The sequence below is a fragment of the Streptosporangium minutum genome (assembly GCF_002149035.1).
Lineage (GTDB): Bacteria > Actinomycetota > Actinomycetes > Streptosporangiales > Streptosporangiaceae > Streptosporangium > Streptosporangium minutum.
The window spans coordinates 1-24,451 of record NZ_NGFP01000138.1 but is presented as its reverse complement, the minus strand read 5'-3'; the positions used below and the strand labels follow the sequence as shown (position 1 = coordinate 24,451).

The 24,451-nt window shown below is 73.5% G+C and carries 23 protein-coding genes; 14 read left to right on the top strand and 9 right to left on the bottom strand.

The genetic code is table 11. The annotated features are described in order from the left end of the window. The 3 genes from glpK to CA984_RS26580 form a co-directional block, all read left to right on the top strand. Nucleotides 1–1,379 (top strand): glycerol kinase GlpK (gene glpK / locus CA984_RS26590; RefSeq protein ID WP_086576273.1); only part of this gene is annotated, 1,379 nt, incomplete at its 5' end. 144 nt (nucleotides 1,380–1,523) lie between these two features. Beyond that, nucleotides 1,524–3,194: a glycerol-3-phosphate dehydrogenase/oxidase gene (locus CA984_RS26585; protein ID WP_242676182.1), complete on the top strand. Its 1,671-nt coding sequence runs from the start codon at nucleotides 1,524–1,526 to the stop codon at nucleotides 3,192–3,194. 55 nt (nucleotides 3,195–3,249) lie between these two features. Further along, a complete protein-coding gene (locus CA984_RS26580; protein WP_133061782.1) occupies nucleotides 3,250–5,016 on the top strand; it encodes a serine/threonine-protein kinase in 1,767 nt (588 codons plus the stop codon). A gap of 45 nt (nucleotides 5,017–5,061) precedes the next feature. Here the strand turns inward: CA984_RS26580 and CA984_RS48835 are convergent, their stop codons facing one another. Beyond that, nucleotides 5,062–7,359, bottom strand: a complete 2,298-nt coding sequence (locus CA984_RS48835; protein ID WP_133061781.1) for a tetratricopeptide repeat protein — start codon at nucleotides 7,357–7,359, stop codon at nucleotides 5,062–5,064. Between the two features lie 129 nt (nucleotides 7,360–7,488). Between CA984_RS48835 and CA984_RS26570 the strand changes: the two genes are divergently transcribed. Together CA984_RS26570 and CA984_RS26565 are read left to right on the top strand one after the other, a co-directional pair. Beyond that, nucleotides 7,489–8,205, top strand: a complete 717-nt coding sequence (locus CA984_RS26570) for a maleylpyruvate isomerase family mycothiol-dependent enzyme (protein WP_086576269.1) — start codon at nucleotides 7,489–7,491, stop codon at nucleotides 8,203–8,205. Nucleotides 8,206–8,323: 118 nt separating this feature from the next. Further along, nucleotides 8,324–8,974 carry a phosphatase PAP2 family protein gene (locus tag CA984_RS26565; RefSeq protein WP_086576268.1) on the top strand — a complete coding sequence of 217 codons (651 nt, stop codon included), beginning with the start codon at nucleotides 8,324–8,326 and terminating at the stop codon, nucleotides 8,972–8,974. On the opposite strand, the gene CA984_RS26560 is transcribed toward CA984_RS26565, so the two are convergent. The 3 genes from CA984_RS26560 to CA984_RS26550 form a co-directional block, all read right to left on the bottom strand. After that, nucleotides 8,971–9,627 carry a response regulator transcription factor gene (locus tag CA984_RS26560; RefSeq protein WP_086576267.1) on the bottom strand — a complete coding sequence of 219 codons (657 nt, stop codon included), beginning with the start codon at nucleotides 9,625–9,627 and terminating at the stop codon, nucleotides 8,971–8,973. The two genes, CA984_RS26565 and CA984_RS26560, sit on opposite strands and share 4 nt — an antisense overlap. Then, nucleotides 9,624–10,235: an ATP-binding protein gene (locus CA984_RS26555; RefSeq protein WP_086576266.1), complete on the bottom strand. Its 612-nt coding sequence runs from the start codon at nucleotides 10,233–10,235 to the stop codon at nucleotides 9,624–9,626. Before CA984_RS26555 ends, CA984_RS26560 begins: the two co-directional genes overlap by 4 nt. Nucleotides 10,236–10,320: 85 nt before the next feature. Continuing rightward, nucleotides 10,321–11,457, bottom strand: a complete 1,137-nt coding sequence (locus CA984_RS26550; RefSeq protein WP_086576265.1) for a sensor histidine kinase — start codon at nucleotides 11,455–11,457, stop codon at nucleotides 10,321–10,323. 326 nt (nucleotides 11,458–11,783) lie between these two features. Between CA984_RS26550 and CA984_RS26545 the strand changes: the two genes are divergently transcribed. Further along, on the top strand, nucleotides 11,784–12,452 hold the full coding sequence (locus tag CA984_RS26545; RefSeq protein ID WP_086576264.1) for an AIM24 family protein: 669 nt from the start codon (nucleotides 11,784–11,786) through the stop codon (nucleotides 12,450–12,452). A 153-nt stretch (nucleotides 12,453–12,605) separates the two neighbouring features. After that, nucleotides 12,606–12,803, top strand: a complete 198-nt coding sequence (locus CA984_RS26540) for a hypothetical protein (protein WP_031170762.1) — start codon at nucleotides 12,606–12,608, stop codon at nucleotides 12,801–12,803. A gap of 68 nt (nucleotides 12,804–12,871) precedes the next feature. Here CA984_RS26540 and CA984_RS26535 read toward each other — a convergent pair whose 3' ends face one another. Next, entirely contained in the window at nucleotides 12,872–13,546 is a 675-nt protein-coding gene (locus tag CA984_RS26535; protein WP_086576263.1) for a DUF6766 family protein, read from the bottom strand. 94 nt (nucleotides 13,547–13,640) lie between these two features. Next, on the bottom strand, nucleotides 13,641–14,030 hold the full coding sequence (locus CA984_RS26530) for a hypothetical protein (protein ID WP_086576262.1): 390 nt from the start codon (nucleotides 14,028–14,030) through the stop codon (nucleotides 13,641–13,643). Nucleotides 14,031–14,088: 58 nt separating this feature from the next. Here CA984_RS26530 and CA984_RS26525 point away from each other — a divergent pair, with 58 nt between their 5' ends. Further along, complete coding sequence (locus CA984_RS26525) at nucleotides 14,089–14,370, top strand: hypothetical protein (protein WP_133061780.1); 282 nt, start codon at nucleotides 14,089–14,091, stop codon at nucleotides 14,368–14,370. A gap of 750 nt (nucleotides 14,371–15,120) precedes the next feature. On the opposite strand, the gene CA984_RS45585 is transcribed toward CA984_RS26525, so the two are convergent. The 3 genes from CA984_RS45585 to CA984_RS26505 all read right to left on the bottom strand — a co-directional run bounded on the left by CA984_RS45585 (nucleotide 15,121) and on the right by CA984_RS26505 (nucleotide 17,889). Beyond that, nucleotides 15,121–15,789 (bottom strand): hypothetical protein, encoded by a 669-nt coding sequence (locus tag CA984_RS45585; protein WP_133061779.1) that lies wholly within the window; start codon nucleotides 15,787–15,789, stop codon nucleotides 15,121–15,123. Nucleotides 15,790–16,216: 427 nt separating this feature from the next. Next, the gene (locus tag CA984_RS26510) at nucleotides 16,217–17,176 is read right to left on the bottom strand and encodes a glycosyltransferase (protein WP_086576259.1); all 960 of its coding nucleotides are present in this window, start codon (nucleotides 17,174–17,176) and stop codon (nucleotides 16,217–16,219) included. Further along, nucleotides 17,173–17,889: a D-glycero-alpha-D-manno-heptose-1,7-bisphosphate 7-phosphatase gene (locus tag CA984_RS26505; RefSeq protein ID WP_086576258.1), complete on the bottom strand. Its 717-nt coding sequence runs from the start codon at nucleotides 17,887–17,889 to the stop codon at nucleotides 17,173–17,175. Before CA984_RS26505 ends, CA984_RS26510 begins: the two co-directional genes overlap by 4 nt. Nucleotides 17,890–18,073: 184 nt before the next feature. On the opposite strand from CA984_RS26505, the gene CA984_RS26500 reads away from it, so the two are divergent. The 6 genes from CA984_RS26500 to CA984_RS26475 all read left to right on the top strand — a co-directional run. After that, nucleotides 18,074–19,705, top strand: coding sequence for a carbamoyltransferase family protein (locus CA984_RS26500; protein WP_086576257.1), 1,632 nt, complete (start codon nucleotides 18,074–18,076; stop codon nucleotides 19,703–19,705). Continuing rightward, nucleotides 19,702–20,679 (top strand): glycosyltransferase family 2 protein, encoded by a 978-nt coding sequence (locus CA984_RS26495; protein WP_086576256.1) that lies wholly within the window; start codon nucleotides 19,702–19,704, stop codon nucleotides 20,677–20,679. The genes CA984_RS26500 and CA984_RS26495 overlap by 4 nt, the downstream gene beginning before the upstream one ends. Further along, a complete protein-coding gene (locus CA984_RS26490) occupies nucleotides 20,676–21,848 on the top strand; it encodes a glycosyltransferase family 9 protein (RefSeq protein ID WP_086576255.1) in 1,173 nt (390 codons plus the stop codon). The genes CA984_RS26495 and CA984_RS26490 overlap by 4 nt, the downstream gene beginning before the upstream one ends. Continuing rightward, nucleotides 21,845–23,038, top strand: a complete 1,194-nt coding sequence (locus CA984_RS26485) for a glycosyltransferase (protein ID WP_086576254.1) — start codon at nucleotides 21,845–21,847, stop codon at nucleotides 23,036–23,038. Before CA984_RS26490 ends, CA984_RS26485 begins: the two co-directional genes overlap by 4 nt. Nucleotide 23,039: 1 nt before the next feature. Continuing rightward, a complete protein-coding gene (locus CA984_RS26480; protein WP_086576253.1) occupies nucleotides 23,040–23,591 on the top strand; it encodes a D-sedoheptulose-7-phosphate isomerase in 552 nt (183 codons plus the stop codon). Continuing rightward, nucleotides 23,588–24,451, top strand: an 864-nt coding sequence (locus CA984_RS26475; protein ID WP_242676181.1) for a bifunctional heptose 7-phosphate kinase/heptose 1-phosphate adenyltransferase, incomplete at its 3' end; no start/stop codon positions are given. The genes CA984_RS26480 and CA984_RS26475, both read left to right, overlap by 4 nt.

Below are 24,451 nucleotides of genomic sequence, written 5' to 3'. Positions count from 1 at the left end.
ACCCCCTGGAGATCTGGGAGCGGACCAGGGCGGTGATCGAGACGACCCTGACCCGGGCCAACCTGACCGCCGCCGACCTCGCCGCGCTGGGCATCACCAACCAGCGCGAGACCACGGTGGTGTGGAACCGGATCACCGGCCGGCCCTACTACAACGCCATCGTCTGGCAGGACACCCGTACCGACCGCATCGCCGCCGCGCTGGATCGCGACGGCCGGGGTGATGTGATCCGCCGCAAGGCGGGCCTGCCCCCGGCGACCTACTTCTCGGCCGGCAAGATCCAGTGGATCCTGGAGAACGTCGACGGGGTGCGCAAGGCCGCCGAGGCGGGGGATGCGATCTTCGGCAACACCGACACCTGGTTGCTGTGGAACTTCACCGGCGGGACCGACGGCGGCGTGCACGTCACCGATCCGACCAACGCCAGCCGGACCATGCTGATGGACCTGGAGACGCTGGAGTGGGACGACGAGCTGCTGTCGTTCTTCGGCATCCCGTACCGGATGCTCCCCGCCATCCGGCCGTCGTCCAACCCGGACCTCTACGGCGTCACCCGGCGCTACGGGCCGCTGAAGGGGGAGGTGCCGCTCTCGGGCGACCTGGGCGACCAGCAGGCGGCGACCGTGGGACAGGTGTGCTTCGAGGTCGGCGAGGCCAAGAACACCTACGGCACCGGCAACTTCCTGCTCCTCAACACCGGCCACGAGCTGGTGCGCTCGAAGAACGGCCTGCTCACCACCGTCTGCTACCAGTTCGGCGCCGACCGGCCGGTCTACGCGCTCGAAGGGTCGATCGCGGTGACCGGCTCGGCCGTGCAGTGGCTGCGCGACCAGCTCGGCATCATCTCCGGGGCCGCCGAGAGCGAGGCGCTGGCCCGGCAGGTCGACGACAACGGCGGGGTGTACTTCGTGCCCGCCTTCTCCGGCCTGTTCGCCCCCTACTGGCGCTCCGACGCCCGGGGCGCGATCGTCGGCCTGTCGCGCTTCAACACCAACGCCCACATCGCCCGGGCGACCCTGGAGGCGATCTGCTACCAGACCCGCGACGTCGTCGAGGCCATGTACAGCGACTCCGGCGTCGTCCTCGACGTGCTCCGCGTCGACGGCGGCGTCACGGCCAACGACCTGTGCATGCAGATCCAGGCCGACATCCTCGGCGTCCCCGTCTCCAAGCCGGTCGTGGCCGAGACCACGGCACTGGGCGCCGCCTACGCGGCCGGTCTGGCGCTCGGCTTCTGGGAGTCGACCGACGGGCTCAAGCAGAACTGGAACGAGGCCGAGCGCTGGCAGCCCCACTGGACGGACGAAGAGCGCACGCGGGGGTACGCCGGCTGGAAGAAGGCCGTGGAACGCACGCTCAACTGGGTCGACGTTGGCTGACCGGCCGTCGGCCCGCGACCTCGTCCGGCGGCGCGGCCGGGCCCCGCCTTCTCGGGAGACCACGCTCACCCCAGAAGGAGAGGAAGCCCTACCGTGAGATCTGCAGCATTGGGACCGCAAAACCGGGCGACGGCGTTGCGGGAGATGAGCGACAACGAATACGACGTGCTGGTCATCGGCGGCGGGGTGGTCGGCGCGGGGGCCGCGCTCGACGCGGTGTCGCGGGGCCTGACGGTCGCGTTGATCGAGGCCCGCGACTGGGCGGCCGGCAGTTCCAGCCGGTCCAGCAAGCTGATCCACGGCGGTCTGCGCTACCTGGAGCAGCTGGACTTCCGGCTCGTGCGGGAGGCGCTCAAGGAGCGTCACCTGCTGCTGACCCGCCTGGCGCCCCACCTTGTCCGGCCCGTCCCGTTCCTCTTCCCGCTCAGGCACCGGATCTGGGAACGGTTCTACATCGGCGTCGGCATGACCCTTTACGACCTCCTGGGGGGCCTGAGGTCGGTCGTCCCGCGCCACCGGCATCTGAGCCGCCGCCGTGCCCTGGAGGAGGCTCCCGCGCTCCGCCCCGACGCCCTCATCGGCGCCCTCCAGTACTTCGACGCGCAGACCGACGACGCGCGCATGACGCTGACGATCGCCCGGACGGCCGCGCGGTACGGCGCCGCCGTCGTGAACAGGGCACGCGCGACCGGCCTGCTCCGCGAAGGCGGCCGTGTCACGGGGGCGCGGGTGCTGGACCTGGAGACCGGCAGGGAGATCACCGTCCGCGCGGGCCAGGTGATCAGCGCCACCGGCGTCTGGACCGACGAGACCCTCGCGATGGCCGGCGCCGGGGAGACCCGGACCATGAAGCCGTCGAAGGGCGTCCACATCGTCGTGCCGCGCGACCGGATCGATCTCCGCACCGCCATGATCCTCCGGACCGAGAAGAGCGTGCTCTTCGTGATCCCGTGGGGGCAGTACTGGATCATCGGGACCACGGACACGCAGTGGAGCCTCGACAAGGACCGTCCCGTGGCGAGCCGAGCCGACATCGACTACCTGCTCGACCACGTCAACGCGGTGCTGCGCCGGCCGCTGACCCGTGACGACATCGAAGGCGTGTACGCCGGGCTCCGCCCCCTGCTCGCCGGCAACGAGGCGAACACCGCGAAGCTCTCGCGCGAGCACCTGGTCGCCAATCCCGTCCCTGGCCTGGTGATCGTCGCCGGCGGCAAGTACACCACCTACCGGGTGATGGCCGAGGACGCCGTCGACATGGCGGTGCGGGAGCTCGGCGCCGACGTGGCCGGGTCGGTCACCCAGCGGGTGCCCCTCCTGGGCGCGGCCGGATACGAGGCGCTGTGGAACGGCCGGCACCGTCTGGCCGACCGTTTCGGGCTGAGCGTCCCCACCGTGGAACGGCTCCTGCACCGCTACGGGTCGGGGGTCGAGGACCTGCTGGGCATGATCACCGCCGACCCCGCGCTGGGGCGGGTGCTCGACGGGGCCCCGGGTTACCTGAAGGCCGAGGCCGTCTACGCGGCGTCGCACGAGCAGGCCCTCCACCTGGAGGACGTGCTGACCCGCCGTACGCACATCTTCATGGAGGAGAAGGACCGCGGCCTCGCCGCCGCGCCCGAGGTGGCCGCCCTCATCGCCCCGGTCCTCGGCTGGGACGACGACGCGACGCGGCGCGAGACGGAGCGCTACCGGCTGCAGGCCGAGGCGGAGATCGCCGCGGAGAACCAGCCGGACGACGTGACGGCGGAGGTGATCCTGCACGGCGTCCCCGATCCATCCGCCCGCGCGGGTGCGGCCGGAGCGAATCCCTAGCGTCGCGCCCGCGCGGACGCCTCCACGGCCGGGCCCCCGTAAGGTGGGGTCCCAATTGCCGGGCTCGGAATCGATGGCGGGGATCGTGGGCGGTTGGGAACGGGCGCAGGCCGTGCTGGCCGGCCGGTATCGGCTGGAGGAGCTGATCGGCCGGGGCGGGACGGGCGAGGTGTGGCGCGGTCATGACCTGCGGCCGGGCTGGCCGGTGGCGGTCAAGATCCTGTCGCCGCAGGTGACCGACGTCTCCATGCGGGAGCGGTTCGCCCGGGAGGCGCGGACCGCCGCGCGGGTCGTCCACCCCAACGTGGTGACGGTGTTCGACGTGGGCGAGCACAAGGGCCGGCCGTTCCTGGTGATGGAGCTGCTGACCGGCCGCGACCTCGCCACCGAGCTGGCCGAGGACGGCCCGCCGGGCATTTTCGCGATGTGCCGCCTGGCGGGGCAGGCCGCGGTCGGGCTGGACGCCGCGCATCGGGCCGGGGTCGTGCACCGCGACGTCAAGCCCGCCAACCTGCACCGGAGCGGGGACGGCGCGCTCAAGGTGGTCGACTTCGGTACGGCCCGCGTCGCGACCGAGGCCGCGACGCGGCTGACCTCCGGGGGAGACGTCATCGGCACGGCCGCCTACCTGTCGCCCGAGCAGATTCTCGGCGAGGCGGGGGACGCGGCCTCCGACCTGTACGCGCTCGGCTGCGTCTGCTACGAGCTGCTGTGCGGGCGCCCGCCGTTCGTCGGACCGGCGGCGGACTTGATTTCCCAGCACGTGCGGAGCCTTCCGGATCCGCCCCGCCGCTACCGCCCGGACGTCCCGGCGGAGCTGGAGCGGCTGGTGCTGGCCCTGCTGGAGAAGGACCCCGCCGCGCGTCCCCCCAGCGGTGAGGTCGTCCGCCGGGTGCTGGCCGAGGTCGCCCGCCAGGTGGCGTCCCGCGCCCGTGACGGCGCGGCGCCCCCTCCTCCGGAGCCGGAACCGGGCCCGCCCGCGCGGATCCGCCCGGCGGAGGCCCGGAGCACGGAGGTCTGGCCGGCGGAAGCCCGGAACGCGGAGGCCCGGATGGCGGAGGCTCAGGCCGTACGGGCCGGGACGGCGGAGGCCGGGAGCATGGAAACCCGGACGGCGGAGGCTCAGGCCGGGCGGGCCCGGAGCACGGAGGTCTGGACGGCGGAGGCTCAGGCCGGGCGGGCCCCGAGCACGGAGGTCTGGACGGCGGAGGCGTGGACGGCGCGGTCGCGCACCGGGGAGGCCGCCCGGAGCGCGGGGACCGTGCCGGGCCGCCTGCGAGGGTGGCACGTCGGGGCGGGGCTGGGCGTGCTCGCCGTCCTCGTGGCCGGGGCCCTGTGGACGTCGGCCCCGTCGGCCCCGGCGGGATCGGCCGCCGCCGCGATCACGTCCGCGGCACCGGCCGCGACGCGGTCCGGGCCGCCGTCCGCGTCGCCGTCGCCGTCGCGGACCGCCTCGCAACGCGTGTCCGCGGCCCCGTCGCCGGCCCCCAGCCGGACCGCGGCGTCACAGGGATGGCGGGCACGCCTGTCGGCCTTCAGCCGTGCCGTCACCGAGCAGGAACGCCAGGGGGGCATCGACCGCAAGCTGGCCCGCAAGCTCCGCGGGAAGATCGCCAAAATCGCCGGGAAGATCCAGGAGGGCGAGGGCGGGGACGCCCGTGACGAGCTGCGCGAGCTCGGCCGCGACCTGGCCGAGGCCCGGCGGAAGGGCAGGCTCGCCTCCGAGGGGCCGCTCCTTGTCTTCCTGCGCGACTCCGGGTTCCTGCGCGACCCCGGACCCGCCCTCACCTCCCCGCCGCGCGGCCGCGATTCCGACGACTAGCGCCGCGCGGTGCCGCGCTCCGCGCCGGACACGACCGCGGCGAGCTCAGGGAGCCTGCTCGGCCTCCGGCAGCGTGGCGGTGAGCAGGCGGGCCCGGGCCAGCACCCCCTCCGCTTCCGCCTGGTCGCCGAGATCCGCCAGGAGGTGGCCGAGGTCGGTCAGCGAGCCGGCGAGGGAGCGGCGGTGGAGGGCCGGGTCCCGCGCGGCGAGCCCACTGTCGATCTCGACGGCCCGGCGGCGGTGGCCGAGCGCCTCGTCGGAGCGGCCCGTCTGGCGCAGGTAGTCGGCCAGCTCGCCGAGCGCCCAGGAGAGAAGGGGCAGGTGCTCGGGCTCCTCCCCGACGACGGCGGTGAGGATCTCCACCGCCTTCCGCTGGGCCGCGACGGCCTCGTCGAGACGGAGCAGGTCGTCCAGGCAGGTGGCCATGAGGCTGAGCGCGCGGGCGTAGGGGGCCGGCGGGGCGTCCGGCTGCCCCATCGCGACGATCTCCCACAGCGTGGCGGCCCGGATCAGGTGCTCCAGGGCCGCCTCCCGGTGCTGGACGCCGATGAGCTGCTCGCCGAGCGTGGTGAAGGCGTCGACCGGGTCGTCCGCCACCTCCAGCAGCCTGTCGGTCATCGCCTCGGTGTCACGGTGCAGGCAGCTCAGAACGAGGAGCTGCCTGCGCAGCGTCACCGCGAGCTTGCCGTCACGGCCGAGATCCTCCCAGATGGCGGCCGCCCGTTCGAGCAGGGGCAGCGCCCTCTCGTGGTCCTCCTGGTCGCAGTGCCGTACGGCGAGGCTGTCGAGCTCGTCCGCCAGCCTGCCCAGGTACCGGTCCGGGTCGAGCGCGGCGAGATCCTCGTAGAGTTCCACGGCCCGGCCCTTCGCCCGGACGGCGCGCTCCGGGTGCCCGGCGTTCGCCGCCCGGTCACCCAGGTGGGACAGGGCGTCCGCCATCCCCGCCCGGTGCTCCGTCCCGGCCGGGGCGGTCGCGCCGTACAGGTCGACCGCGAGCTGCGCGGCGGCCACGGCCTCCTCGGGGCGGTCCAGCAGGGCCAGGTAGACGCTCTGCGCGACCCACGCGCCGGCCAGGCCGGAGCGGAAACGGTCCGGGGCGCGCTGGGCCAGCTCCCCGTACAGCGCCAGAGCCCGCTCCAGGCACGCGAACGCCCGCTCCGGCCGTTCCAGCCGCTCGTGGTAGCGGCCCAGGTGGTGCAGCGTCTGGGCGAGCTCATGGCCGTGGTCCCCGTCCCCGGAGGCGTGCAGGCGCTCCAGCAGGCTCACGGCGCGCTCACCCGAGGTGACGGCGCGCTCGAACTGCTCGCACGTCTCCCGCAGGAGACCCAGGTAGCCCAGGGCGCCGGCCAGGCCGGCCGCCCAGCCGGGATCCGCGTCGTAGAGCCGCTGAAGGATCTCGGCCGCCTCGCGCACCGCCTCCACGGCCTCCGCGGTCCGGCCGGCGTTCTGGAGGCAGATGCCGAGGTTGTGCAGGGCGGTCGCCAGCCGCCCCGGGTCGCCGATCCCCCGCAGCAGCGCGGCGGACGCGGCGGCGGCCTCGACCGCCTCCGCGCTCCGGTCCATCGCGTTGAGGGCGATCCCCAGCCGCTCGTGGATGTCGGCCCGGACCTCCTCACTGTCTGGGCAGTCCCCGTAGAGCGCCACGGACTCCTTCATCGCGGCGACCGAGGCCTCGGTCTGCCCGCTCTCCTCAAGGTCCCTGCCGAGGCAGTCGAGTGCGCGGGCCAGCTTCGGGGTCCAGCCGGGGTCGTCGTCGCGGGTCGCGCGGCAGAGGTCGACGGCCTGGCGCATCGCGCCGGCGGCGTCCCCGAGCCGGCCGAGCTCACGGTGGACGTGCCTGAGGTTGTGCAGGGAGCGCAGCAGCTCCGGGCGGTAGTAGGCGGGGTCCTCGCCCGCGAGCGCCCGGTACATCCCGGTCGACGTCAGGACGGCCTTCAGCGCGCCGGCGGGCTCGCCCAGCTTCAGGTCGATCCCGGCCAGCTCGTCCAGGGCCAGGGCATGCCAGAAACGCTGGTCCGGATCCTCCGCGCTGAGCGCGGCGTACGCCTGGACGGTCTCGACGGCCACTTCCCGCGCCTCGTCCCACAGCTCGCCCGTGATCAGCTCCTCCCGGAGCTCCCGCAGGGCCGTGGCGACGGTGAGACGGTGCGCGGGCAGCCGGCGGGCCCGCTCCAGCACCTGCCGCGCCGTGGCGAGCGCGGCCTCACGGTCGCCCGCCTCCCTCTGCAGTTCGAGGAGCCGGGTCAGCCCGGTGATCTGCCCCTGCTCCGGCTCCCCGCCGGCCTGCTCCCCGGGCCGCGGGTGGACGTCGTTCCCGGCCGGGTTCATCGGTGTCTTCCTCACCGGCCAACCTTCGCGGTTGCCGCTTGCCCTTCACTTGAAATCTGATGAAAGCGGGGCTCGGGCCGGGAGCCGGTTCAGCGGATCCGGGCCCCGGACGCGTGACCCCGCATCTCTGGGTACCTCTGATGCATGACCTCAGCACCGAAGGATCGGCTGGCCGATCTCGACCCCTTCGACATCTTCGACACCGAGGCGGCCCGCCTGGACCGCCACTTCTCCCGGCTCGACGACGAGGGCTGGGAGCGCCCCTCACGGTGCGCGGGCTGGTCCGTGCGCGACGTCCTGGGGCACCTGGCCGGCGAGGAGCTCTACAACCACGCCTGCCTGGACGGCGACATCCGGGGGTTCGCCGCGATGCTCGAACGCGAGGGCGTCACCGGCGGCTTCGACGGCTTCAACGACTGGTGCGTACGGCGGGGCCGCGGCATGCCCGTCGAGGAGGTGCTCCAGGAGTGGCGGCGCGCGAACGGCGAGACGCGCGAGCGCATGCGCGCGCTCGGCCGTGACGCGGAACTGCCGACCATGGCGGGGCCGTACCCGGTGGGCCTGCAGACCTTCCACTACGACTCGGAGTACGCCACGCACGCCGACGACGTGGGAGCTCCCGTCGCGGACGACGAGGTCGACGGGCGGGCCCGGTGGCGGGCCGAGGTGGCGAGCTTCGTGCTGGGGGAGCAGGGCTCGGAGGCGCAGGTCGAGCTGACCGCCGAACGGGTCTGGGTGCACGCGGCCGACGTGAGCGCGCAGCTGCCCGTCTCCGTGTTCGTCGAGGCGACGGTCGGCAGGCTGCCGGACGACCACCCGATCGACCGCAGGCTCAGGGCGGTCCTGCGCTGCCTGGCCTGAGCCCGGCCCCCGTGACCTTGACGAAAGTCAATGCCGGTCGCTGACGATCGGTGACTCCCGCCTGACCTCCGGATTCCTACAGTCGTAGGCGCCCCAGAAGGGACGACACGGAGGAAAAGTGAGCGATCGGATCGACGGCGTGCCCGACATCAGCGCCGAGTTGTACCGCGACATCACCGGGTTCGCGCGGAGCACCCCGTCCTGGTTCCAGGCACTGGCCGAGATCGGAACGGAGGCCGTGCTGGTGGTCTTCGCCGCCCTTCTCCTCGGTGCCTGGTGGCGGGCCCGGCGCGAGGACACCCGGGCGATGACGCTGGCCCTGCTCGCCCCCGCCGCGACGGTGGTGGCCTACGTGATCAGCGAACTGTTCAAGAACCTCGTGGCGGAGGACCGGCCGTGCCGCGTCCTGCGCGGTGTCTCCGCCCTCGCCGGCTGCCCCCCGTACGGGGACTGGTCCTTCCCCAGCAACCACGCGACGCTCGCCGCCGCCGCGGCGGCCGGTCTCGTCATCGCCTGGCGGCGGACCGCCCCCTACGTCCTGGTCGCGGCGGCGCTGGGGGCCTTCTCCCGGGTCTTCGTCGGCGTCCACTACCCGCACGACGTCATCGCGGGCTGCCTGCTCGGCGCGGCCGTGGTCCCGCTGCTGATGCTGGCCCTGACGCCCCTGCTCATCCCGTCGGTGGAGCGCCTGCGAAGCCGGGGGGCGCTCCGCCCGGCGCTCACCGCGGCAGGGGCCGCGAGCCGTACCGGGCGTGCCGGCAGGGGCTAGCCGAGATCGGCCAGCCCGGCCTCGTGGGCGAGGACGGCGGCCTGCACGCGGTTGCGTACGCCGAGCCGGCCCAGGATCGTGCTGACGTACGTCTTCACGCTGCCCTCGACCAGATGCAGGCGCCGGGCGATCTCCGCGTTGGACAGGCCCGCGCCGACCAGCCCCAGGACCTCACGCTCGCGCCGGGTGAGCACGTCGATCCGCTCGCGGGCGGCGGTCCCGCGGGCCAGACGGTCGCCGGCCAGCTCGCCGATCACTCGCGCGGCCACCTTGGGCGACAGGTAGGCGCCGCCCTCGGCCGCCGCCCGCACCGCCAGCAGGAACTCGCGCGGGTCCCCGGTCTTGAGCAGGAACCCCGCGGCGCCGTCGGCGAGCGCCCGCGCGATGTAGGAGTCCCTGCCGAAGGTCGTCATGATCAGCACCGCCGTCCCGGGCACCGCCCGGCGGATCTCGGCGGTCGCGGCGAGCCCGTCGAGGTCCGGCATGCGGATGTCGACCAGGGCGACGTCCGGCCGGTGCCCGCGGACCAGCTCGACCAGCGTCCGCCCGTCGCCGGCCTCGGCGACCACCTCGATGCCGGGATCGGCCGCCAGGATCATCCGCACCCCCGCGCGGACCACGCTCTCGTCGTCGGCCAGCACCACCCGGATCAACGCGCCGCCTCCTGCCGTGCGACCGCCGGCGGGGGCCAGGCCGCGGGCAGGAAGTCCTTGCCCACCAGCCGGCCGTCCCGGAAGCACAGCCGGTAGAGGTCGCCGCGCCGCTCGGCGAACGGGTTGCGGTGCTTTCCGTAGTGGAGGCACTCGGCCCCGGCGGGCACCGGCGGGCCCGGCCTGCCCGCGGCGTCGGCCCGGGGCCGCGCGGGCAGCACCGCCTCGACCTCGGCCCGATCCTGCCCCACCCGCAGCCGGTCGAAATCAGCGGCCGGCAGGGCGGAGGTGACGGTGTCGTAGGCCATGAAGCCGCTCACGGCCACCGCCGCCCCCGCACAGGTCGCCAGGGCCGCGCCGATCGCCAGGGTGCGAGCGCGGCGCACCCGCCGCCGCGCCTCCCCCAGACGGGCCGTGGACGGCGACGGGGTCCGAGTCCCCCCGGCCGGGCCCGGCACGTGCGGCAGCCGTACGGCCAGCTCGAAGCCGTCGCCGCGCCGTTCGGCCCGGAGGGTCCCGCCGCACAGGCGGACCCGCTCGGCCAGGCCGATCAGCCCGTAACCCCCGCCCGCGATCATGCCCTCCCGCCGGTGCTCTCCTCTCGCGGTCATGCCCTCCCGCGGGTGCTCCTCATACGGCGCCGAGCCTTCCCGTCCATGGTCTCTCCTTGCAGGCAGGCCCTCCCCCCGATGCTCCTCATACGGCRCCGAGCCTTCCCGTCCGCGGTCTCTCCCCGCGGGCAGGCCCTCCCGCCCGCGGCCTCCAGTGTTGCCGGATGCCGGATGCCGGATGCGCGGGTGGGGCGCCGTTGGTCACGGTCACCACCGTCTCGTCCGCCAGACGGTCGAGCCTGACCGTCACCGGGGCCCCGGCGGCGTGCTTGACCGCGTTGGTCAGCGCCTCCTGCACCACGCGGTGGACGGCGCGTTCCACCATCGGCGCGAGCCGTCCCCCCTCCCGCTCGTCCCCCTCCCGCAGCCCGTGCGCCTCGACCGGGACGCCGGAGGCCCTGGCACGTCTCACCAGCTCCGCGACGCTCTCGCCGGGCAGGTCCGGCGAGGAGGGGACCGAGTCGTCGCGCAGCACCTCGATGATCTCCTGAAGGCGTTCGGAGGCGACGGTGACGGCCCTGCGGGCCTCGCCGGCCGCGTCACGGTAGCGCGCGTCGAGGCCCGGCGCGACCTCGAGCCCGCCGATCCGCAGCGCGATCAGGCTCAGCTCGTGCCCGAGCAGGTCGTGCATGTCCCCGGCGATGCGGGCGCGCTCGCGCAGCCGGGCCTGGTCGGCGACGATCTGCTGCGCCCGCTCGAGCTGCTCGGCGCGCTCCCAGCCGGAGCGGGCCAGCTCCAGATGCTGGTGCCGGCCCCGCCCCGTCAGCCAGGGGACGGCCCCGAACAGGGCGACCCCCACGGTCGCGACGAACCCGGCCCCGAGGTCCCCGGTCAGGACGGGCACGAGGAACGCGGTCAGGGCGGTGGCGCCGGCCAGCCCGAGCAGTCCGGGCCGGCTCCGTGCCATCCGTACGCCCGCCAGGTAGCTCAGGACGACCGCCGCCGGGAGGAACGGGGCGATGCCCAACGTCGTCTCCCCGCGCGAAAYGACCGAGGCCTCCCACAACGTCAGGGCGAGCAGCATCGAGGCCGGGGGGACGGACCGGCCGAGCGCCACCGCCCCGCCCACGAGGACCAGCCCCGCCGCCGTCTCCCACCCGGCGTACGCGTCCTCGGCGGAGGTGAGCCCCGCCCACAGCACGGGCAGGCACAGGGCCGACCACAGCAGGACGTCCGTGAGCACGTGGTACCGGCTGATCCAGTCAGCGACCGTCTTCCTCATCCGTCGACGCTACCCAGCCGCAGGGGGTGACTCCACTGCCGAAAGTCAGGGGCGTCGCCATTCCGGAGCGCGGGACGGTGAGATCGACGTCGATGCCGACGTGCCCGCATCGCGGATCCGGCGGAGATCCCGTCCGGATGCGCCTCCGGCGACGCGACGACCCGGACCGACGGCGGGGCGGAGCCGTCGATCTCGAACGGCGGCGGCTCTCATGTGGACGTACCCGGCCGAGCGCCCGCGCCGGCACCGTGGCCGTGGGGGAACTCCCGTCCAGCTCCGTTCGTCACTCCTCATGCGACTCCTCCGAGGCTGAAAGGCATCTCCCCGTGCGTAGCTCGTTCTTCGGGAACCTGGACCAGGGCCAGTTCCCCGGCCATTTCGCTCTGCAGAACCCCAAGATGCTGCGGGTGCAGCTGAACGGAGAGGTGCTGGCGCGGCAGGGGTCGATGGTCGCCTTCCAGGGGCAGATGGACTTCGACTACGAGGGATCCGGCGGGGTCGGGCGGTTCCTGAAGAAGATGGTCACCGGCGAGGGCGCACCGCTGATGCGGGTGCGCGGGCAGGGCGCGCTCTTCGTGGCCAACAACGCCGACGACGTGCACCTGTTCTACCTGGAGAACGAGGCGATCACCGTCAACGGGACCAACCTGCTGGCCTTCGACCCGCAGCTCGGCTGGGACATCCAGCGGCTGCAGGGCGCGGGCATCGCCACCGGCGGCCTGTTCAACACCACCATCCAGGGCACCGGCTGGGTGGCGGTCACCGCGCACGGCGCGCCGGTGCTGCTCGACACCTCCCACGCGCCGACCTTCGCCGACAGCCAGTCCGCGGTGTGCTGGAGCGCCGGGCTGCACGTGGGCGTCAACCGCACTCTCAAGGCGGGGGCGCTCATCGGCCGGGGGAGCGGCGAGGCCGCGCAGCTCGCCTTCCAGGGCCAGGGCTTCGTCCTGGTCCAGGCGAGCGAGGGCCCGATCATCCCGCAGACCGGCGGCTGAACCGGCCGGTGCCCGCCGGCCTCCGAGGGACACCGCAGCCGAGCTCTTTCGGAGAGCTTTGCCCGGATGGGCTATAAGACGGCCCGCGGTGGACAGGGAACCCCCTGCGTGTCTCCCCGGCTCCGGGGAGCCTTTCGACGACAGGGGAGTCCCATGACCGAGACCGATCCGGAAAGCACGTCCGGCGAACCTCCGGCCCAGGTGCCGGACGACCGGGAGGACGCCGGCGGCGCCGACGCCCCCACCGGCGTGGACCCCGGCGGTCCCACGCCGCATGTCCCCGACGACCGCAAGGGCGCCGCCGGATCCGAGGCGTGGGACACGGAGGACGGGGGCGGCGACGGAGGGTGACCGCCTCCCCTGCGGACCGCCTCCCCGGCGGTCCCCGGCGGGGCTCCCGGCCTCGCCGCCGCCCCCGGTCAGCCCTCGACGTCGGTCTGCCGGTGCGGGGCGCCGACGGGCTTGGACTCCGGTGACCCACGCTGGCGCAGGTAGATGGAGAAGACGACCATCGACAGCACGGCGAGCAGCTCCGACTGCCAGTTCTGCAGGGTACGGTCCCAGAAGTCGCCCGAGGTGACGTAGCCGCCCCAGCTCACGGGATCCTGCAACTGGGCGAGCTGCTGCTCGTTGTAGCTGGCCGTGCCGGCCACCGACTGGCCCAGCCACGACAGCACGAAGATCACACCCATCAGCACGCCGAGGGAGTTGCCGTACAGCGTCTGCCGCAGCCCGGTGGCCCTGGCCCACGCGGGGCTGCCCGGTGTGGCGTGCCGTCCGGTCTTCTGCTCGGCGTCGCTCTCCCCACCCTCATCGCCGGGCTTCTTCGACTCCGGTGAGCCCCGCTGCACCAGCCAGACCGTGGCGAGGATGAACAGCAGGAACTGCAGGTACTCCGACTGCCAGTTCTCCGCGACGTCGACGGCGAAGTCGGAGGAGGTGACGTACTGTCCCCAGGAGATCGGCGCTCCGCCCTCGCTGAGCAGCCGGTCGTTGGCGGCGGCGTTGCCGGCGAAGGACTGGCCGGCCAGCGCCAGCAGGAAGGCGACGAGGAAGAACAGGCTGAGGGAGTTCTCCTTGACGAAACGTTTCATGAGTCTCCCCTAGAGGCGCAGCAGGCCGATGGCGAAGATGTAGATCAGGCCGATCGCGACGATGGCGGCGGTCGTGACGAACATGACGCGCATTTCAGGCCTCCACTTCGCATCTGTACGGCAGGTCGCCGCGGGGCCGGCAGCCGGCGCCGCGCACCAGCCAGCCCTGCGGGAACCTGTGGAGGAAGACGGTGTCCCGCGTGAGCCGGACCTGGGCCTCGTCGCCCCAGACCTCGGCGTCGCGCACCTGGCCGCCGGGCAGGTCGAGGTCGAGGATGGTCTCGGCGCACGTCTGCCCCCCCGTCCGCAGGCTCTCGGCCGCCTCCGGCGTCAGCAGCGAGCACGCCTGTTCGCCATGGCGGTCGTGCACCGCCGTGTAGAACCGCGTCACCGCCTGCTCGGCGGGCACCCTGTCCGAGGACGCGCAACCGGCCGCCCCCATCGCCAGCGCTCCCACAACCACCAGCACGGTCGGAGTCTTCATTGACCTCCTGTTCCCCCCTCGTCACGGAATTCACCTGGCCGATGTCAGGTCATCGTCGATGTGGCCGATTCCGAGGAGATCTGGCCAAGTAGGTGGCCAGTCCGCGGTCGACCAGCTCGACGAGGTGGTGGCCCTGTTCGATCAGGCGGTGTCGGCTCGTGAGTCGCGGGCGAAGCCGAAGACGGACGAGGCGCTGGTGGAGCGGGCCAAGAAGGGCGAGGACCGGCAGGTGGTGATGGACGTGATCCTGCCGGTGCCGGCCGACCCGGCGATCCCCGATGATGAGGTGGGCGGGATGCTGCGCGGGCGGAGATGGGTGCGGATCGCGCGGGAGGAGTAAGCCTTGTCGGCGCGGACGACCTCGGGCCGGGTGCGCGGCCTGCCCGGGCCTGACCGGGGCACTGTGGTGGCGGCTAACACCGCGAGAAACTGCGGTGCGCCCCCGCGCTGCCCGGCGGTGGGCACCGGCGCCGGCATCCGCTGACCCCGCTCGCACACCAGACGCAGCTCGGTCGACCAGCCCCCCTGAGAGCCGTCCCAGCGCGTGGTCAGCGGGCTCGGGCCGTACTCCGCCGGGTGGTTCGGCCTGCTGCTCGCCGTCGCGGCGGGCGCCCGCCGCATGCTGATGCGCCCGGCAGATCGTGGAACCCACTCCGATCTGTCACGCGATCCGGCCGGTAGCATCGGCCGACGCCTGCAGCCGGGTGAGGATCTGCTGCCGGACGCCGGCCGTTGCCAGCGGTGAAACAGGCTGTAGACCGCCTGCCAGGAGCCGTAGCACTGCGGTATATCCCGCCATTGATTCCGGCACTCCCGTCAACCGCCTTGACTCCCTGGGCGCATTGTGACATCGCGATGAACACCCGCTCTCACGAACCGGCATGGCAGCCATCCTGTAGCCGGCGTTGACGGCCCGCGGAGCGCTTTGGCGCGGTGGATGGGGGTATACGGGTCCAGGAATGCCGTAGGTGTAGATCAGCGACGAGGTCGCTTGAGCGGCTCGGCCGCTCCGTGGAGCACCGAACCGCCTCGCCGACTCCTCCGGCGCGCCTGGACGATCGACACTTCGGCCAGCGCAGACTAGGCGGCCCTACAACCCGTACCTGCTCCAAAGAAATAGTGCCGAGCCATGAGTTCTCATGGACTGCCACTCTTTCGACGTCAGACTGCTTTTGATCTCGGTCAGAACCGGTGTGACATTGGCTTTGGTGAGATATTTATTCACCATCACGTAAACCTGATTGAAGCAGTCCGCTTTCGCCTTCCGATTACTTCTCATTGCGAGAATCGTCTTGCTCATATTATTGTAATATGGTTCAAACCTGCGGAGAAGGACTGCGCGGGCCTTTGTCAGCGGAACCTCGGAGGTCGCCCCGGAATCGTTCTGCGAGCCGCTCCCCACCTTCGCTAGGATCGCCATTTGACTTTGGGTGAGAATGCCCGAGGCGATGAGGGTGTCGAAGGATTCTTTAAAAGGTTTCTTGGCGTATATGTCTTCCGCCATTGCGTCCAGGATTTTGGACAGCTGCTGATCGGTAAAGAATGTTGTCAGCAGGGCTTTGACCTTGTTGATGGCCGCCTGCTTGGGCGTGATCAAGGTTTGCGGCCTCTGTAGCAGGCCCGGTTTGGCTGACATCAATGCGTGAGCAGCACCCATCGACGCCTGGGTCGGCGACGATGAAGATGCGCTTGCCGCTGAGGCATTCGCAAGGCAGACCGACAACGTGAGGGCAGCGGCCAGAAGAGAGGTTCGAGACACGGGCTCACGTTACTCATTTCTTCGGTGCCCGTCCACGGTGACGTCTCGGCGCATGGCTTGGGCGAGCTTTCAGGTCATCGTTGATGTGGCCGATTCCGAGGAGATCTGGTCAAGCAGGCAGCCGGTCCGCAGAAATGTGGCCACGATGACTAAGTGAGTGCGGATTCGCTGGATGCGGCCAGCAGGTTCGATGCGGCCTATGTGGATGCGGACGGCGTCGGATGAACAACTCGCCCTCCGATCCGTTCAGTGAGAACTGGCCGACAGCAGGTCAGAGGCGTTAACGATGGCCAGATCCATCTGGAACTGACAGCCGAGGCGCAATTGTCGGGCACGAGGCCGGCGGGCCGCCGGGCTGTGGCGGGCCCGGCCGCGCCGGTGGGACGACCGCTGGTGCGCCGGCCTCCGGTGTCCCGCCGGAGGCGCGTCAGCCTCCGGCGCTCTGGGCGAGCACGCCATCCCAGTCGGACAGGAAGCGTCCGAGGCCGTAACGCGAGAGTGCGGCGGCGCGTGCGGCCTTCCCCGCCTGCCGGGCCCGGGCCGGGTCGTCGACGAAGGTCCGCAGCGCGGCGGTGAGGGTGGCGAGGCGGGTCGAGATCACCCCCGCCTCCGGCGGCACCGCCTCGACGGCCTCCGTGGTGGCCAGCGCCACGACGGGCATGCCCAGCAGCATGGCCTCGATCAGGGAGAGCCCGAGCGAGGTCCACCGATAGGGGTGCAGGTAGACGCGCCGCCGGGCGAGTTCGGCGTGCATCGCCCGCTGGGGCAGGTCCTCGAAGGTCCCGAACGGGAAGCGGAGCCGGTGCGGCAGGCCGGTGACCTTCATGCCGAAGACGTCGAGCGGGGCGGCGGRGCCGAACCTCGGCAGCAGGTCGGTTCCGGCGACCCGCTCGCGCCGGATCGGCTCGTTGACCACGACGCCGGCCCTGGGGAGTTCGCCCGTGTAGCGGTGGCCGGGGTCGACGACGCCGTGCTCGACCACCTGGGTGGGCGCCCTGCCGGAGTCCCAGAACAGGTCGTTGAAGTGGGTCACGTGGATCAGCGGGATGTCGCCGCGTCCGGCCATCGGGTGCCGGGTGCCCGGGGCGTTCCCGGCCGGGGCGTTGTGCTCGACGTAGACGGCGGGCACGTCCCGGGCGGGGCGGCGGCCCAGCCAGCGCCGGACGAGATCCAGCTCGTGGGGGCGCTGCAGGACGACCAGGTCGACGTCCTCGCCGCGGAGCCGGTTCCACGGGACCTCGCGCACGGTGGCGGGCCAGGGGTAGGTCCGGGCCCGGCCGCGGCCGTCGGGGCCCCGGCCGGGGACGAGGGGTACGAGATAGTCGTGGGCGCCGTGGACGAAGGCCGTCGTCCAGGACCCGTGCACGTGCCAGAGCAGGATTCTCATGAGCGGGCTCCGGCGTCCGGCCGGGCTCGGCTCCCGCTCCGGGCCGCTCCGCCCGGAGGCTCCTTCCGGGCCGTTCCGCCCGGGGACCCGCTCCGGGCCGCTCCGGCCGGGGGCTCGTTCTGGGCCGTTCCGCGCGGGGACCCGCTCCGGGCCGTTCCGGCCGCGGCTCGGGCCTCGCCGTCCGCCGCGGTCCCGATCACCCTGTCCACGGCGGCGGCCAGGTCGTCCGCCACCTCCTCGGCGGCCTCGACCTCGCACGGGAGCGTCTGCGGGGTGGGCACGAGGATGCCCCGGGCCCCGGCCGCGCGAGCGGCCTCGACATCCCGGCCGATGTCCCCGATGACCACGCAGTCGCGGGCGTCCACACCGAGCGCCGCCGCCGCCCGCAGCACGAGCCCGGGAGCCGGCTTGCGGCATCCGCATCCGTCGCTCTCGCCGTGCGGGCACACCGCCCACACCGCGAACGGGCCCAGCAGCTCGTCCACCCGGGCGTTCACCTCGCGCAGCTCCTCGGCGCCGATGAGCCCCCTGGCGACCCCGGACTGGTTGGTGATCACGCCGACCGGCACGCCCGCGCGGCGGACCCGGTCCAGCGCGCGGAGGGCTCCGGGTACGGGTTCCACCCGGCCGGGATCGCGGTTGTAGGGGACGTTCACGATCAGCGTGCCGTCCCGGTCGAAAAGGACGGCGGCTGGATTGTCGCGGCTCGGCACGGGCGCCTCCGGGTGTCTCTCGTCAACGGGCCGGGTGCTCGGCGGGTGGGAGGGACAGCCCCCGAAAAACTACAGAGAGTGATATCTGACGATATGCAGGTCTCTTACCAGGACTTTTCCCCACGTCATCGTTTGAGAACCGCTCCGTTAGGTAGTTAACCAGTTACACACGGGAGGCGAATCCATGAGATTTCTCGGGATAAACGCGATCTTCCATGACCCGGCGGCGGCGCTCGTGGTCGACGGGGAAATCGTCGCGGCGGCGGAGGAGGAACGGTTCAGCCGCCGCAAGCACGGCAAGCGCCCCGTTCCCTTCTCCGCCTGGGAGCTGCCCGAGCGCGCCGCCGCGTGGTGCCTGGAACAGGCGGGCCTGCGGCCCGAGGACCTGGACGCCGTCGCCTACTCCTACGACCCGGATCTGGTGCGGCCGGGCGGGCGGGGCCTCGACGAGGGCTGGGAGGACCTGCGCACCACCTACGCCCGCCGGGCCCCGGCCTTCCTGTCCACCGCCCTGCCCGGTCTGGACCCGGCCCGGGTCCGCTACGTGCCCCATCACGTCGCGCACGCGGCCTCGGCGGGCCTGGCCGCGCCGTACCGGGACTCGGCGGTGCTGGTCTGCGACGGGCGCGGGGAGGCGGTCTCGCACCTGGCCGGGCACTACCGGGACGGGGAGCTGACCGTGCTGGCCGCGCAGGAGCTGCCGCACTCGCTCGGGCTGATGTACGAGGAGGTCACCGAGCACCTGGGGTTCCTGCGCTCCAGCGACGAGTACAAGGTCATGGCCCTGGCCTCCTACGGCGAGCCGCGCCACCTGGGGGAGCTGCGCGAGCTGATCTACCCGACCGGCGACGGCGGCTTCCGGGTCGAGCCCGTCGACTGGGGCGGCTACGCCAAGGCGCTGGGCAGGGGCGAGTCCTGGACCGAGGAACACGCCGACCTCGCGGCGAGCGTCCAGGCGCGGCTGGAGGAGGTGCTGCTCGACCTCGCCCGGTGGCTGCACGGGCGTACGGGCGACCGGTCCCTGACCATGGCCGGGGGAGTGGCGCTCAACTGCGTCGCCAACACGCGGCTGCTGGCCGAGGGCCCCTTCGAGAGGCTCTGGGTGCAGCCCGCGGCGGGTGACGCGGGCACCGCGCTCGGCGGGGCGCTGCACCTGGCACAGTCCTTCGGCGAGCCGGCCGCGCCGATGCCGGGGGCCGATCTCGGCCGGAGCTGGAGCGACGAGGAGCTGGCCGCGTGGCTGGAGACGGCGCGCGTGCCGTACGAGCGGCCCGCCGACATGGCCGCCGAGGTCGCGGCGGGCCTCGCCGCCGACCGCATCGTGGCCTGGTTCCAGGGCCGGAGCGAGTACGGCCCCCGCGCGCTCGGCCGGCGCTCGCTGCTCGCCCATCCCGGACGGGCGGCCAACACCGAGCGGCTGAACGCCGTCAAGGGCCGTGAGCAGTTCCGCCCGATCGCCCCGATGGTGCTCGCCGAGCGGGCGCACGAGATCTTCGAAGGAGGGCCGCTCCCCAGCCCCTACATGCTTTTCGTGCACGACGTACGGCCCGCGTGGCGCGACCGCGTCCCGGCCGTCGTGCACGTCGACGGCACCGCCAGGGTCCAGACCGTGGACCGGGACGCCGAACCGCTCCTCGCCCGGATGCTGGAGGGGTTCGAGGCGCGCACCGGGCTGCCGGTGGTGGTCAACACCAGCTTGAACACGGCGGGGCGGCCCATGGTCGACGATCCCCGCGACGCCCTGGAGTGCTTCGGCTCGGCGCCGGTGGACCTGCTGGCCCTGGGCCCCTACCTGATCCGCAGGTACGCCTCATGATCACCGTGGTGATCCCCACGATCGGCCGCCCCAGCCTCGGCGCCACCCTCGCCGCGCTGGGCCCGTCGCTGGACGTCATCGTGGTCGACGACCGCCCCGGGGCCGCCGCTCCGGCGAGAACCTCCGGCGGACCGGCCCCGGAGGTCGCGGAGGTTCTCCGCGACGGGGGCCCGGCGAGCGGGCGGATCCGGGTGCTCCGCTCGGGAGGGCGGGGCCCGGCCGCCGCGCGCAACGCCGGGTGGCGGGCCGCGCGGACACCGTGGATCGCCTTCCTGGACGACGACGTGGTGCCCCGGCCCGGCTGGGCGGAGGCGTTACGCGCAGACCTGGCCGGGTTGCCCGGCGAGGTGGCCGGCAGCCAGGGGCGGATCGAGGTGCCGCTGCCGTCCGGCCGGAGGCTCACCGACGCGGAGCGGAACACCGCGGGCCTGGCGGAGGCCGGTTGGATCACCGCGGACATGGCCTACCGGCGCACCGCGCTGGAGCGGACGGGCGGTTTCGACGAGCGCTTCCCCCGGGCTTACCGGGAGGACGCCGACCTCGCGCTGCGGATGTTCGCAGCCGGATACCGGCTGGTCAGAGGTGAGCGTGTGACCCTGCACCCCATCCGCGACGACGGCCCGTGGGCCAGCGTCCGCCTGCAGCGCGGCAACGCCGACGACGCGCTCATGCGCCGTGTGCACGGTCCCGGCTGGCGCTCCGCCGTCGGCGGCGCGCCCGGCCGGCTGCGCAGGCACGCACTGACCGCCGGGCTCGGCGTGCTCGCGGCCGTGATGTGGACGGCGCGGCCGGGCAGGGCGGCGGCCGTGGCGACAGCGGCGTGGGCGGCGCTCACCGCCGAGTTCGCCTGGGCCCGCATCGCTCCGGGACCGCGCACGAGAGAGGAGATCGGACGGATGGTGATCACGAGCGTGGTCATTCCACCGGTGGCCTGTGCGCGGCGCCTCGGCGGGGAACTGCGGGTCCGGAGATGATCGGCACCGTTCTCGTCGCCCGGCCGGACAACGCGGGTGACGTCCTGCTGGCCGGGCCCGCGATCCGCGCGGTCGCCGCGGGGGCCAGGGAGGTCGTGCTGCTGGCGGGGCCGCAGGGCCGTGCGGCCGCCGAACTGCTGCCCGGCGTGTCCAGGGTGGTGGAGTGGCGGACGCCGTGGATCGACCCCAACCCGCCGCCCATGACCGGACCGCACGCCCTGCGGCTGCTGCGGATCGTTCAGGGGGTGGCACCCGAGCTGGCGCTGATCCTCACCTCCTTCCACCAGTCACCGCTGCCGCTGGCCCTGCTGCTGAGACTGGCCGGGACGCCGAAGACCGCCGCCATCTGCGCCGACTACCCCGGCTCGCTGCTCGACGTGCGCCACGTCGTCGACGAGGAGCTGGACGTCCCGGAGGCCGAGCGCATGCTCGGACTGGCCGGGGCCGCGGGGTTCGAGCTACCGCCCGGAGACGGGGGAGCGCTTGCCGTACGGCGTCCGCTGCCCGAGGTCGGGCACCTGACAGGGCCGCCCGGCTACGTGGTCGTGCACCCCGGGGTCTCCGTCCAGGCCAGGGCGTGGCCGGCGGAGAGCTGGACGAGGGCGGTCCACGATCTCGTCCGCGCGGGCTGGCGGGTCGTGGTGACCGGCGGTCCGGGCGAGCGCGCGCTCACCGCGCGGGTGGCCGGCGCGAGGCGGGCCGGCCTCTCCGGCCGGCCCGCCGTACCGGACGGCTGGGCGGGCAGGGCGCCCGTCCTGGGCTCGGCGGAGGAGACGCGACTCCCGCGGGGGGCCGTATCGGAGCAGGAGAAGGGAGGCGCGTCCGTCTGGGAATCCGTCACGGACCTGGGCGGGAGGACGACTTTCGCCGAGCTGGCGGCGGTGCTCGCCGGGGCGAGCGCGGTGGTCGTGGCCAACACCGGCCCCGCCCATCTCGCGGCGGCGGTCGGCACGCCCGTGGTCAGCCTCTTCGCCCCCGTGGTTCCGGCCGCCCGCTGGGCGCCGTACGGCGTGCCGAGCGTGGTGCTGGGCGACCAGAACGCCGGCTGCCGGGGCAGCCGCGCCAGGGTGTGCCCGATCGCCGGTCACCCCTGCCTGTCGTCCGTGCCAAGCGCCGACGTCGTCGAGGCCGTCAACCGCCTGGCGTTCACGAAGGAGGCCGTTCGTTGAGGATTGCCCTGATATCGGAGCACGCGAGTCCCCTCGCGGCAGTCGGCGGCGTCGACGCGGGTGGGCAGAACGTCCACGTCGCGGCCCTGGCAGCCGCACTGGCCGAGCGGGGGCACGAGGTCACCGTCCACACCCGCCGCACCGCCGCCGACCAGCCGGACAGAGTCTCCGCCGCTCCGGGCCTGACCGTCGAGCACGTCTCCGCCGGCCCTCCCGTCGCCCTTCCCAAGGACGAGCTCCTGCCGCACATGACCGCCTTCGGCGCGCATCTCGCGAGGCAGTGGGCCGCCAGGCCGCCCGACGTGGTCCACGCCCACTTCTGGATGAGCGGCCTGGCCGCGCTGGCGGCCGCCCCGGACCTGGGCATCCCCGTCGTGCAGACGTTCCACGCCCTGGGCGCGGTCAAGCGGCGCTGGCAGGGCGCGGCCGACACCAGCCCGCCCGGGAGGGTCGCCGCCGAGGCCGGCCTCGGCCGGAGGGTTCACGCGGTGGTGGCCACCTGCCGTGACGAGGTGACCGAGCTCCTGCGGATGGGGATCGCCCGGGAACGGATCGCCGTCGTGCCGTGCGGGGTCGACCTCGACCTCTTCCAGCCGGACGGGCCGATGGCCCCCCGCGGGCCGAGGCCGCGCGTCCTCACCATCGGCCGCATGGTCCCCCGCAAGGGCGTGGACACCGTCGTGCGGGCCCTGCGCCGTCTGCCGGACGCCGAGCTGCTCATCGCCGGAGGCACGCCGGAGGAGGACGAGGCGGTACGGCTGGCGCGCATGGCCGCCGAGTACGGCCTGTCGGACCGGGTCCGCCTCCTCGGCAGCGTCGGCCGCTCCGACGTCCCGGCGCTGATGCGCTCGGCCGACGTGCTGGTGACGGTCCCGTGGTACGAACCGTTCGGCATGGTCCCGGTGGAGGCGATGGCCTGCGGGGTGCCCGTGATCGCCTCCGCGGTCGGCGGCCACCTCGACACGGTCGCGGGGTGCGGGGTGCTGGTCCCTCCCCGCCGTCCGCTCGCCCTGGCCCGAGCCCTGCACGACGTGCTGGCCCACCCGGAGCTGCGGGCCTCGCTCGCGACGGCCGGTGAGCGGCGCGCCCGGTCGAGGTACGGCTGGCCGAAGGTGGCCGCGCGTGTCGAAGCCGTCTACCTGGACGTGCTCGCCGGGCGCCGGGCCCGGATCGCCATGGCGGGAGGCTGACGTGCATCCCCATCTGTCGCGCCTGAGCACCGCCCTGTCCGCCGTGAACGCCGACAGCGCGACGATCGTCGTGTGGGGCCGCAAGCTCGCGGCCGTGCTGTCCGGCGGCGGCCGGCTGCTCGTCTGCGGCAACGGCGGCTCCGCCGCCGAGGCCCAGCACCTGACCGCCGAGCTGGTCGGGCGTTTCCGCGTCGACCGGCCCCCCTACGCGGCGATCCCGCTGCACGCCGACACCTCCACCGTCACCGCGATCTCCAACGACTTCGGGGCGGAGGAGGTGTACGCCCGCCAGGTACGGGCGCACGGCAGGTCCGGTGACATCCTGATGTGCCTGTCCACCAGCGGTGCCAGCGAGAACGTCCTGGCCGCGGCGCTCGCCGCGCGGGAGGCCGGCGTCGTGACCTGGGCGCTGACCGGCCCGGCGCCCAACGCGCTCGCCGCGCTGTGCGACGACGTCCTGGCCGTTCCCGCCGAGGACGCCGCGACCGTGCAGGAGGTGCACCTCGCCGTGATCCACATGCTCTGCGACGCGGTCGAGGAGGCCGCGGGATGACCGCCGGGCCGGTCGTCGTCGTCGGCGACATGCTGCTCGACGTGGACGTCGAAGGGGACGCGGAACGCCTCTGCCCCGACGCGCCCGTGCCCGTCGTGGTGGGCAGTCACGAACATCGCCGCCCCGGCGGCGCCGGTCTCGCGGCGCTCCTGGCGGCCGAGAACGGCGCCGAGGTGGTCCTGGTCACCGCCGTCGGCGACGACCTGTCCGGCAGGCACCTGCTGGGCCTGCTCGCCGGCCGGGTGGAGGTGGTCCGGCTGCCGCTGCTGGGGACCACGATCACCAAGACCCGCGTCCGCGCCCGGGGCCAGACGTTGCTGAGGATCGACACCGGCGACGGACGGGCGGAGGCGGACCTGGACGGCGCCCGCGCCCGCCGGATCACCGCGCTCCTGCGCAGCGCCGCCGCCGTCCTGGTGTCCGACTACGGCCTCGGGGCGGTCGAGGCCGTCAGGAGCGCGCTGCCGGGCCTGTCCAGACCGCTGGTCTGGGACCCGCACCCGCGCGGCCTGGTGCCGGTGCCCGGATGCACGCTGCTCACGCCGAGCGAGTCCGAGGCCCGGGTGCTGAGCGCGCAGCCGCGCATATCGCCCGACCAGGCCGCCCGCCACCTCGTCCGCACCCTGCACGCGAAGGCGGTGGCCGTCACGGTGGGCGCGCGGGGGGCCGTGCTCGCCCGGCGGGACGGGCGGTTCGTCCGGGTGCCGCCACCGGTGTGCGCGATGGGTCTGGACGCCTGCGGTGCCGGTGACCGGTTCGCCGGGGCCGCGGCGCTCGCGCTGGGCGGCGGAGCGTCCATCGAGGACGCGGTCACGGTGGGCGTCGGGGAGGCGGCCCGCTTCGTGGAGGGCGTGGAGGGC

Coding starts and splice junctions, on each gene's coding strand:
- CA984_RS26585 (WP_242676182.1), top strand. CDS start 1,524: ATGAGCGACAACGAATACGACGTGCTGGTCATCGGCGGCGGGGTGGTC.
- CA984_RS26570 (WP_086576269.1), top strand. CDS start 7,489: ATGACCTCAGCACCGAAGGATCGGCTGGCCGATCTCGACCCCTTCGAC.
- CA984_RS26555 (WP_086576266.1), bottom strand. CDS start 10,235: ATGACCGCGAGAGGAGAGCACCGGCGGGAGGGCATGATCGCGGGCGGG.
- CA984_RS26540 (WP_031170762.1), top strand. CDS start 12,606: ATGACCGAGACCGATCCGGAAAGCACGTCCGGCGAACCTCCGGCCCAG.
- CA984_RS26535 (WP_086576263.1), bottom strand. CDS start 13,546: ATGAAACGTTTCGTCAAGGAGAACTCCCTCAGCCTGTTCTTCCTCGTC.
- CA984_RS26530 (WP_086576262.1), bottom strand. CDS start 14,030: ATGAAGACTCCGACCGTGCTGGTGGTTGTGGGAGCGCTGGCGATGGGG.
- CA984_RS26525 (WP_133061780.1), top strand. CDS start 14,089: ATGTGGCCGATTCCGAGGAGATCTGGCCAAGTAGGTGGCCAGTCCGCG.
- CA984_RS26500 (WP_086576257.1), top strand. CDS start 18,074: ATGAGATTTCTCGGGATAAACGCGATCTTCCATGACCCGGCGGCGGCG.
- CA984_RS26495 (WP_086576256.1), top strand. CDS start 19,702: ATGATCACCGTGGTGATCCCCACGATCGGCCGCCCCAGCCTCGGCGCC.
- CA984_RS26490 (WP_086576255.1), top strand. CDS start 20,676: ATGATCGGCACCGTTCTCGTCGCCCGGCCGGACAACGCGGGTGACGTC.